Genomic DNA, 11095 nt, shown 5'->3' on the forward strand with positions numbered 1-11095 from the left:
ACTTGCCAATTAAATTAGTATTCAAAGTATTACTAAAGGTGTTGATATGAGCTGCGCAAAGAGAATACCCATTGATTCCTCTGTCTTGGAGCCTATTTCAGTTGATTTTCTGGAAGGCTTAGACTTTCCATTGTATGCTTCCTACATAAGTGCAGGCTTCCCCTCCCCTGCTGACGATTACCTGGAGGACAGGATAGACCTGAGCAACTACTTGGTGCAGAACCCCACCTCCACTTACATGATGAAGGTGAAAGGCAACTCCATGCAAGACGCGAACATCCATGAAGGGGACCTGTTGGTGATAGACAAAAGCCTGAAGGCTAGGGATGGGCTGCCTGTGGTGTGTTTCTTAGATGGTGAGTTCACTGTCAAAACCTTCAGACAGATCAATAGGAAGGTATATTTGGAGCCAGCTAACCCTGCCTACAAACCTATAGAGATCACTGAGGAGATGGACGTCAGGATTTGGGGCGTGATAGTGTGGGTTTTACATCAACCTGTTAAAAGGTAACTCGCACATTGTGCTTCACATAGGTATTAGAAGCAACATCTATAAGGCTGACCAACTTGCTTGATGTTTAAGATCTAAAATCACCTATGGCATCTTGGATGTTAAACCTCTGTAAACTGATCCCCTTAGATCAATGGCATGTTTAACATGGCTAGTACTTATCTGTCGTTAAGCATTGCTCTAAGTAGCTTTGCTTAATTAATAAGAGCTTGGTTAAAACCCATTAACTGTGAGCTGCTGCAAATAAACCAATGAGCTTTGGGGTAAAGGATCAAGATCTATAATTAAGTACTGTTGCAGGTTATTAACAGTGACCACTTCTGATCTAATATCGTGTTAAACACTGATCTTAAAGAAGAAATGGAGCTAAGCTATTTCAGCTTTTATACTGAGGTCTAGCCATACTAAACACTGATCTATGTATGAAGATAGAGGATGATTCCTATTAATATGATAGGTTAATCTATAAGAGAAAACACCAAGAGAAAAACATAGGGGGGTGCACTTGTTTTTAGGCCTCAGAGACCTTGCAAACATAACGTTTTTGGACCATAAAATCAAGTCAATCAAGCAAATACGCAATTAAATACTATGGTTTATTTGCTATGTGCAGCACTATTTTTAGGCAGTATTTACACCAATCCTAGACACTATGATTGCTTATTTTAAATCATTCTATATCCACAACATAAATAGTTACATGTATAAATATGGAGCTTAGACTTCGTTACTAAAAAGACCAGTGTCTATGGCTAGCTTCTATACAGCTACTAGCCATGGTTAAGACCAGTGTTGCTTTTAGCACAAGATCAGTGATTAGAAAGAACGAGCTTAGAAAGCAATGGCGTCTCAGTGTAACGAACTACATAGGAATGGCGTTTGTCTGTACACCCTAGCCAACGCCTATGAACATCTACAACAGTGGCTTTCTTAATCTGGAGTACGATCCTTCCACTGATATACTATCAGTCAACTTCCCACCTGTGAGCGATATCCTCATGCCTGAGATCAGCAGTTCCTTTGGTGTTATCGTGGAGCACGTTAGGAACTATGACATCAAAAAGCTTCTGTTTGACGCCAAGGATACACAGGTGGATGTGGATGAAGAGGAATTCTCGCCAGTCATAGCCCAGTTCGCGAGAAGTCTATCCTCCACGCGCGTCCAGAAGATCGCAAGGGTCGTCTCCTCCAGCCACTACAGGGAACATGTGGTCAGGAAGGTGTTCAAAGACAAAGAGCTGCCCATCCTGTTTCAGAGCTTCACAGAGCTTGACTCTGCTATTGCTTGGTTGAAGCTATAAGACTGCAAACCCCTCTTAGCACATTATCAGAATTGATAACCAACAGCATTTCCTACTACAACTATTCCTCCTTGAAGTCCATCAGCCTACAAATTGCAAACACTTACTTTGTAGTACAGTACTCTTCAGGTACACAGTAACACCCAATCAACAAGTACATCTATAAGATTACTGATAACTAGGTATTTACATACTTAACTTTTAAATACAACTTGGTATAATTGTTTCTAACCTTTAAACCTAAAGTTATGCCACAAGGAGTAGTGATAGCAGTTAGACAAGGAGTTGGTGGAGTAGCCCCAAAGCCAGATTGCCATGGAGAAGTGATTGCAATAGAAGATGATCCAAAAATAGGGATAACCAGGTGGATGGTTTATACTTTTGTTAGAGGTTCTGGAAACTGCTGCAATAAGCAAAAAGGTGAAGAAGTTGAAATCGTCACACTGCTACCTGATGGAACTGTTATTGTACAATGCTCGTGAAGCTTCTCTTGAATGGCTTGATAGAAAGTAGATAACTATTCTTAGCTCTTTTACACAACTTGTAAAGCCCTTTGCTTGGGGTTAGGATCAAAGCATACCCTACTGAGTAGGGCCAGTATCTGTCTTGCCTTCTAACGTAGCCTCTATATTATTAGGAAGGTTTGAAAGAAGGTCATATCCTGTAGCTGCTTCTATTGCATCCACAGATATTCTGTAGCTTCCCCAAGAAGGATTCACTGAGTTGGTATTTGGTGTGTTAACAGCTATCACCCTGGTGCTGGTAGTTATCCTGCTTACATCGTCTTCACCTTCAGGTAAAACCACTATCACCTTCCAGATCTGGCTTGGCACTGTCACCCTTCTATTGTCTATCGTGGTTTTAGGTCCCATGCTACCAGTACCCCCAACCCCATAGCTTCCCATGATTACATAGACTTCGTTACCTGCCTGCACCAGATCACGCGTGTAGTCTTCCAATCTTGCCCAGGTCTGCTGGTTGTTGTTTGGGGCCTGTGGGATCATGTTGGTCATCAGAAAAGTAGCAGAGTTATCTTCTATTGTTCTGGTCCTATCAGCAGAAGGTGCATTATGCCCCCTGTCGAAACCACTTCCTGAATAACTAGATGCGTTACCCTGTACCAACCAGTAGGAAGTGAGTTATCTGGCCTGAAATCATCTTGACGTGGTGCATTACCTATCCAGCTATTAGTGATATGCCAGCTTACCCAATTTGGCGTTCCCCTGTCTCTGCTGTAAGATAGAGCGTACTGGGCCTGTCTATCAAGTAGTTGTTGGGGTTGTTTATATCTGTGGTAGCATTACTTGGGTTTCCCAGAGTCAGGTGCTCGCTAGTAGCAAGTCTTGAGCTCTTGTCAGGAGCTATTTCTGTCTCCTTACATCCAACAAGCATCAGAAAGGATAGAGAGAGAGATAAGTAATTTGTTTCTTCATAAGCATACATGGTGTACCCTCATGGCATACTTAGGTATCGATTAAAGGTTTGGACTAGGCTGTCTATCAAACCCCTCTGAAAAGAATTCCTGAATTGTCATCCTATGGATGCTTAGTATTCTGAGAAGTGATTTCATTGTAAGGTTAGCCTCTCCTTTCTCTAACCTCCAGTACTGCATCCTACCTAAGTCATAGCCATGGGCGAAATCCTCATAGCTAGTATAGCCCTTTTGAATTCTTATTGCCTTTAACCGCTCACCTATGGCTTTTAGCACCTCCTCATCACTCATCATGAGCGAAAGTTGAAGGTATTTAGAGTCTATTGTTACACCATATAGTCTTACACCTTATATGGTACACATCAACTGTTTTTTGATACCTTTAAAGGGTAAACATATAAAGAGAAGTCCAATAGCACTATTCTAAAAACATAGATAACCTTTAACTCTAACTAAAAACTATCATGGAATCATTAATCATAGGTGGCCTGCAGGGTCTCTTGAACTATGCGGGTGTCTCATTATTAGACAAACTTAAAGTCAATAAATATAAAAGGAAGATTGCTGAAGGCACTGCTACAACAGTAGAATGCGCCAAAATCATATCTATGTATCAGGGAGAGAAGGACTCTTTTGAGAAGATGGTCTCATGCTGTGAGCAATTAATTCAAAAAGATAAGCAGCTACACATAGCTTACACAATGCTAGGGCTCGCTTACCTGCATCAACCGTTAAGCTTTGGCTCTATACCAAAGGAGAAATTAATGTCGTCTGATAACTTTGGTAAAGCAAAGAAGAACTTTGAACTAGCGTTCCTAGCCAAGGAAGACGCAACCAGGAATGATTACAAAGGTTTGGATGATTTAAGGGTGTTTGCTCAGACAAACGGTATGCTAAATTATCACTACGGTTTTATCCTTCATATGGAAGGAGATGAAACGAAAGCTCAGGAGTATAAAAAACTAGGTCTTAACCAAGTCGAGCACACCAAGGGATTCCTTCCTTATTAGAATTGCATATGTCTTTCTCGAATGGAATAGCCCCTAAGAAGCTTAATCTTAGGGGCATTGCTCTTCTTAGGGATTAAGCAATCTTCAAATCAGGCATGGACGAGCTACTGATTTGAACTACTCCTATGCTCCTAAGATAGATAAGTGTAGTATTTAGGCTAGAGTGGTCAAACAACTGCTGCAGGAGTTTCAGGTCCTGTGTCTTATCAAAAACGTTGATGGAAGCAGAATGACGAAAGCTATATAGAGTCTGATTCTGTTTAAGCATGCCAGACTCTATAAGCTTCTTTCTTATCCTACCCCACTTCGTACTAAAGTAGCAGTCATTGTATGCCCAGTCAGCTCCTGTAAAGATGTTATGTTCAGGCTTCAGTTTGTCTTTACCACTATAGATAAGAGCATTCCTGACATATCCAGGTACTGCTAGACTTCTTATCCTTCCACTCTTGTTCTCATTACCATCAAGTAGAAACCTAGTAAAGTCATTATTGAAATGCCTTCTCTTTAGAAGTCTAATCTCCTGATGCGGTCTGAGTAGTGTACCATACATCAGCAATGCACAGATAAACAGATTGGGATAGTTATCACGAAGGTATGGTAACAATACCTCCAACTGTTCAGGTGTATAGGCTTGATGAAGTACTGCTTTGGCTTTTCGCTTGGATGTGTCTTCCACTGGGTTAGATTTACAATACCCTAACTTGACAAGCTTAGAGAAAACAACAGTAAGGTTTCTGCGCTTATTCTGGTAATAGGTTCCAGACGATGAGAACTGTTGTAGGAAGCGTTCTACATCTGATGTAACTATATCATCTGCCAACGCAAGCTGCTTACCCTCCTCACCTAAAAACTTAAGGAACTGCTCACTGATTTTAACCAAGTCACGCTTGTAAGTCTTACTGTAAGAGCTCTTGTTTATATGCTCTACCAGTTTACCCAAGACCTCTTCAAAAGAAGGCTTCTCAATTATTGGTTCAGATTTAAGCTCAGGAGCAACTGGACTCTCAGGAGACCACCCTTTAACAAGAGATTTGGTAAACTCCCTAAGAAGATGCTTGAACAAGCGCTCCCTTTCCTTGTGGGTTTTACTTGAGTTTGGGAAGCAGTCTACCCCTATTGGCTTACCTGTGTAGAAACGATACCGCTTACCATTGAAGTTGAAGAAGATAAAACCTCTCTTGGTTGTATCCTCTGGGTTGAAGATTTGTGGGTCTGTATACATGAGACAGTTTTTAGGTTACTGTCTCTCCTGTTGTCTCTCTTAATGTTATCTTTGCTTGAAACCATCCCTATTGAGCAGGATTACACTTTTCTTCTGGTAGAGCAAAGGACTGAAAATCCTTGTGTCGTTGGTTCGATTCCAATCATCACCACCAGCAGTAAAAGCCTCAGAGAAATCTGAGGCTTTTTTTATGCCCAATGGTTAGCTGGCAACTTGCTGCTCCTCCAGAAAGCAGAAGCTTTTACAAAGCTGTTTGGGCAGCGGCACCTAAGTCAAGCCTAGGAATTTTTCTTTCTTCTTGATATCCAGGCATAGAGTTAACAACCATCCAATTTCTACCTAGTTGACACGCGCCTCTTCTCCGCAGGCTCCTAAAATTTACCTATCCAAGGCAACAGTAAGCAGCACGGCAGCCATGACAATGAAAGATTTCAGTAGTGATAGCTCAATAAGAACCTGCATAGGAGACGTCCTCTGTGGCAGGCAAGCGCCAGGCTTATGCAGAACATAGAAAGGGAAACTCACCCTGCAGCATTTCTCCACAACAGGCACATGAGGCTTTGTTCTCCCCCTGCGCAGTAAAGACAGCATCAAACACCTTCACATCTGCCCCACATATAGGACAAAGATTATTTCCCATTTCGTAAAGTCCCATCCCATTCAAGCAGATGATCGGACCACAGATTCACTGTTTTCTATTCTTTAATTAGTTTTTATTTTTATTTAAAATTTATTGCTTCGAATTCAATTTTCTTATAATATTAGTACGGTAAGTACAGTAGCGTGATGAGTTATGCCTTGCAACATGTAACCTAACAACACTCTCTACTTGCCTGCTTTAAAAGAAATTAATCTAATTACAAAGTTTATTGATTTAGCCCCAAAGCAAACTTGTGGGGTTTATATCAAATTGATTATCAACACATACATTGTAATTTTTTACGACAGGGAAGCTATTCATACAAGCTAAGCAACCCTTGAAAGTTGCTAAACAGCAGCATCTATCTATAATTTATAATATTTCAAATCAAGCATTGCACTTAATAAAGTGCAACCAGGTTTTCTATGCTCTTCCAGATTAGAACATTTTGAATAAAGCGATTACAATTGAATGCATTTGAATTTTAACTCACCTTGTAGATTATGAAAAAGATTTTACTGACTTTAATTCTATTTCTTCCAATATCGCTTACTGTGCTGGCACAGGACCGAACGGTCTCTGGCAAAGTCACCTCAAAAGAAGATGGTTCTGACCTGATAGGGGTAAGCGTAGTTGTGAAAGGAACTACAATAGGAGCAAACACAGATATCAATGGCGGTTTTCGGATAAACCTACCAGCCGGAAACAATGTGCTAGTATTCTCCTATGTTGGCTTTGTAAAAAAGGAAGTAGCGGTTAGCAATGAAAGCAACATTAATGTTCAGATGGAATCTGATGCGAAGCAGCTAAAAGAAATAGTAGTTACGGGGTATGGTGAACAAGACCGGAAGACACTAACGAGCGCTATTTCTTCTGTTAGTGCCGCAGAAATAGAGAACATACCCGTCGCAAGTAGTGACCAGCTCTTACAGGGTCGCGCGGCAGGCGTACAGGTGAACTCTAATTCAGGTACTCCCGGTGGCGGTATTACCGTCCGGGTAAGAGGTACCTCGTCTATCAATGCGTCAAGCGATCCACTCTATGTAGTTGATGGCATTCCTATTCAATCTAACAACTTATCTAACCTAGAAATAGGTGGCGGAACAACAAGCCCAATTGCCGACATAAACCCAGCCGACATAGAATCTATGGAGATTCTAAAAGACGCCTCTGCTACGGCCATCTATGGCGCAAGGGCAGCTAATGGCGTGGTGCTCATTACCACCAAAAGAGGAAAGCAGGGGAAAGCCAAAGTGAGTTTGGGAGCTTACTATGGAGCGCAAAAATCGCCGAAGCTGCCGCAGGTAGTAGATGGGCCTACGTTTGAAAGGTTGATGAACGAGGCGGCTGTTAATAACGGAAGGCAGCCCATTTACAGCGATCCGGCAAATACCACCAACACCAATTGGGGAGAGTCCATCTTCCAGACAGGTGCCCTGCGTAACATTGACTTGGGCGTGAGCGGGGGCAATGAAAAGATACAGTACCTGGTATCAGGCAATAATTTCCTACAGGAGGGAATTATAAAGAACACAGATTTCACCAGGAACAGTGCCCGTATCAACCTGGACTTCTACCCTGCTGATAAGTTCAAAATTGGCACCAGTATCCTCTATTCCAAAACGGGCAGATCACGCCAGAGAAATGATGACAACATCTCTGGAAGTTTGGGCGGCGCTTTCTTTTATCCTTCCAACCTGCCTATGTATCAGCCTAACGGTGCCTACACCAAATTCAGCATTTTTGAAAACCCTCTTACTGCTATCAAAGAATCTGAAATCTCAATGGTTACCAATAGATTATTGGGCGCTTTCTACGGCGAATATGAGTTCATTCCTGGTCTGCGCTTAAGATCCAGCTTTAGTGTTGACTACAGCAATATAGAAGAAAACATATATGACAACACCTTCACAAATGCCGGAGCCGGCACAAACGGAAGCGCACAGTCTGTCATGACCAATGACTATAACTGGATTCAGGAAAACGTGCTGAGTTATGAGTTTGGCTTTGGCGACCATTCCTTCAATACCTTGTTCGGTACTACCCTACAGGAATCTGAAGTTTCCCGCACCATTGCTTGGGGTACGCAATTTCCAAGCAATGATTTCAAAAGGATTGCCTCTGCTGCGGTGCAAAGAGCAAGCTCTACAGGGAGCAGCTGGGGTATTGGCTCCTTGTTCACCCGTATTGGCTACGACTACAAGAGCAAATACCTGGCTACCATCAATGTTCGGCGTGATGCTTCTTCCAGATTTGGTGAGGACTACAGATGGGGTACCTTCCCTTCCTTGGCATTAGGCTGGGTAATCTCAGAAGAGCCTTTCTTCAAGGACAAGACATTTGTCAGCACATTGAAGGTCAGAGGTAGCTACGGCATCACCGGTAACCAGAGCGGCATCAACGACTTTCAGGCACTAGGCTTATGGACAGGTGCTGCCTATGCTGATATACCAGGCGTAGGACCAGAACAATTAGCCAACCCTGAGCTGAAGTGGGAGACCACAAAGCAAACAGATATTGGGGTAGACATAGGGCTTTTTAATAACCGCATCAACATCATCGCAGATTACTATTACAAGAAAACAGAAGACCTGTTGCTTGCGGTACCAGTGCCTCGTACTTCTGGCTTTAACAGCCTGGTACAAAATTTTGGCGAGCTGGAGAATAAAGGATTTGAGCTAAACATCAGTGCTGATGTAGTCCAAAAAACTGATTTCAAATGGAATATGAACTTCAACATTGCGCACAACAAAAATAAAATCTTAAAGCTGGCGGCTCCCTTCAATGTATACAACCGTGACATCTTCAGATATGAAGAAGGCGGAGAGTTGTTCTCTTTTTACCTGCACGAGCAAACCGGAGTAGACCCTGAAACAGGAGCTCCTATCTTCGCAGATGTAAACGGAGATGGTCAATTCAGGTCAAACATTGACCGCAAGATCGTGGGCAGCGCCAACCCAGACTTCTTTGGTGGTATCACCAATACTTTGAACTACAAGGCTTTTGATTTAAGCTTTTTCTTTCAGTACTCATACGGCAATGAGCAGTTAAACTGGAACCGTTTCTTTCTAGAGCATGGCGGAACAAGAACTTCTCAATTCTCTACCAGCCAGTTAGACAGATGGCAGAAGCCAGGTGACCGGACCATGGTACCCAGAATGACTTCTGCCAATTACGCCAGTGACCTCAGACCTTCACGATTCCTGGAAGACGGCTCCTACATGCGTCTGAAGAACATTACATTGGGTTATGCATTGCCTACAGCGCTCATTAATAAAATCGGGATCTCTTCAGCCAGAGTGTATGTATCAGGACAGAACGTGTTCACTATCACTGACTACACTGGCTTAGACCCTGAGATAACTGCTACGGCTGCTAATACCTTAACTCAAGGCATTGAGTTCTTTAGCATGCCTCAGCCTAAGGTCTTTATGGGTGGTTTCAACATCAGCTTTTAAGAACTCCTAGTAGCTGTCACCATACAGAAAATTTATTCAGGAAATTAGCTTCAGAGCCGCTGTCACAAGCAGCATCAACATTCTAATTCAAACGCTTTACATATGAGATATCATACTTACTTATTAGCCTTCTGCTTAGTAGCAGCACTTGGTGCCTGCGATGATGTATTAGAGCAAGATCCCCAAACTCAAATAGCTCAGGAAAGAGCAATTACAAATAAAAAGGGGGCTGAGTCTGCTGTAGCAGGCATGTACAACGAACTCCAGAATGAAAATTATTACGGTAGAAATTTCCAGATCATGAGCGACATCTCTTCTGATGTCGCCCAAAGCATAGGCACCTGGGACTTCTACCGTGAAATGGATACCTACTTAACCTCCATCGGAAATACTGAAAACGGAAACTTCTGGACTAGGGCGTATCGGGCAGTGAACGTCGCCAATAACATCATAGACAAGGTTCCGCAACTAACAGATGCCCAGGATGCCGAAAAGAACAGCTACTTAGGCCAAGCCTATTTTGTCAGAGCCCTGGCGTTCTTTGATCTTACCAAAACATATGGAGGCGTTCCTGGTGTCATAGGCACGTTAGGCGTTCCGTTGGTTACTCAGCCTTCTACCAGGGTAGATGAATCTTTCTTTCCCGCCAGGCCTACGTTGGCAGAATCTTATGGCCAGGTAGAAAAGGATCTTCTAAAGGCCCTTGAGTTATTGCCAGAGCAACATGCTTCTGATGTTGCCACCAGGTCACAGGCGGTAAAAGGAACAGCCCGGGCGCTTTTAAGCAGACTTTACCTGTACACCAATCAACCCCAGAAAGTGATTGAGTACGCCGATCTGGTTATAGCTGATACCAAGTACAGGTTTGTCACCAACTACCTGGACATCTTCCAAAGCAAGTTTACGACTGAGGCTATTTTTGAATTAAACTTCAATACCACAGACCAAAGCGGACTGAGGAACTGGTATGTACCATCTACCATAGGTGGCCGGGGTGATGTAGCAGCCCACACAAGTTTTTACCAGGAGGTAACAGCAAACCCTAATGATATCAGGGGGAAGTTATTTGCTTTTAATGCAGGGGCCAAGGTATATTACCCTACCAAATACATCAAGTCAGGCAACATTGACAATGCCCACATCATCAGGCTTTCTGAGGTTTACCTGAACCGAGCTGAGGCAAGAGCAAAAACAGGAAACATCGCCGGAGCATTGTCAGACCTTAATGCGATCCGCAGAAATGCAGGCTTAGGAAATATAACTACCACCACTATGGACGCAACGCTCAAAGCTATATGGCAGGAACGCAAGATTGAACTAGCTTTTGAAGGACATAGCTTTTTTGATATCGTACGCACTGGCCAAACAGCCACTGAACTAACAGGTGTGGAACGCACCAACGGCCCGGCAGTCTCTTTGACAAACCTCAACCGTCAGGTCTTCCCTATCCCAAGCTTTGATATAGATTCAAACAAAAATCTTGTGCAAAACGAGGCCTATAAATAACGCTGATCTGGTATC

8 protein-coding genes and 1 pseudogene are annotated in these 11095 nt (G+C 42.8%); 6 read left to right on the forward strand and 3 right to left on the reverse strand.

Annotated elements, in window-relative coordinates; translation table 11 throughout:
- Positions 1-46: 46 nt before the first annotated feature.
- From DC20_RS08000 to DC20_RS08010, 3 genes are all read left to right on the forward strand, one after another.
- Positions 47-511 (forward strand): LexA family protein, encoded by a 465-nt coding sequence (locus DC20_RS08000; RefSeq protein WP_062543347.1) that lies wholly within the window; start codon positions 47-49, stop codon positions 509-511.
- 905 nt (positions 512-1416) lie between these two features.
- On the forward strand, positions 1417-1812 hold the full coding sequence (locus DC20_RS08005; protein WP_062543348.1) for a hypothetical protein: 396 nt from the start codon (positions 1417-1419) through the stop codon (positions 1810-1812).
- A gap of 248 nt (positions 1813-2060) precedes the next feature.
- Positions 2061-2294 carry a hypothetical protein gene (locus tag DC20_RS08010; RefSeq protein WP_062543349.1) on the forward strand — a complete coding sequence of 78 codons (234 nt, stop codon included), beginning with the start codon at positions 2061-2063 and terminating at the stop codon, positions 2292-2294.
- Between the two features lie 99 nt (positions 2295-2393).
- Here the strand turns inward: DC20_RS08010 and DC20_RS23365 are convergent.
- Both DC20_RS23365 and DC20_RS08025 read right to left on the reverse strand, forming a co-directional pair.
- A pseudogene (locus DC20_RS23365) lies at positions 2394-3037 on the reverse strand (DNA/RNA non-specific endonuclease); the annotation flags it as partial.
- 249 nt (positions 3038-3286) lie between these two features.
- Positions 3287-3538 (reverse strand): helix-turn-helix domain-containing protein, encoded by a 252-nt coding sequence (locus DC20_RS08025; RefSeq protein ID WP_062543352.1) that lies wholly within the window; start codon positions 3536-3538, stop codon positions 3287-3289.
- Between the two features lie 170 nt (positions 3539-3708).
- On the opposite strand from DC20_RS08025, the gene DC20_RS08030 reads away from it, so the two are divergent.
- Positions 3709-4254 carry a hypothetical protein gene (locus tag DC20_RS08030; RefSeq protein WP_062543353.1) on the forward strand — a complete coding sequence of 182 codons (546 nt, stop codon included), beginning with the start codon at positions 3709-3711 and terminating at the stop codon, positions 4252-4254.
- Between the two features lie 73 nt (positions 4255-4327).
- Here the strand turns inward: DC20_RS08030 and DC20_RS08035 are convergent, their stop codons facing one another.
- Positions 4328-5476 (reverse strand): site-specific integrase, encoded by a 1149-nt coding sequence (locus DC20_RS08035; protein ID WP_062543354.1) that lies wholly within the window; start codon positions 5474-5476, stop codon positions 4328-4330.
- A gap of 1143 nt (positions 5477-6619) precedes the next feature.
- Between DC20_RS08035 and DC20_RS08040 the strand changes: the two genes are divergently transcribed.
- Both DC20_RS08040 and DC20_RS08045 read left to right on the forward strand, forming a co-directional pair.
- Positions 6620-9574, forward strand: coding sequence for a SusC/RagA family TonB-linked outer membrane protein (locus DC20_RS08040; RefSeq protein WP_062543355.1), 2955 nt, complete (start codon positions 6620-6622; stop codon positions 9572-9574).
- Positions 9575-9676: 102 nt separating this feature from the next.
- Positions 9677-11080, forward strand: a complete 1404-nt coding sequence (locus tag DC20_RS08045) for a RagB/SusD family nutrient uptake outer membrane protein (protein ID WP_062543356.1) — start codon at positions 9677-9679, stop codon at positions 11078-11080.
- Positions 11081-11095 lie beyond the last annotated feature (15 nt).

Source organism: Rufibacter tibetensis (assembly GCF_001310085.1).
Classification (GTDB): domain Bacteria; phylum Bacteroidota; class Bacteroidia; order Cytophagales; family Hymenobacteraceae; genus Nibribacter; species Nibribacter tibetensis.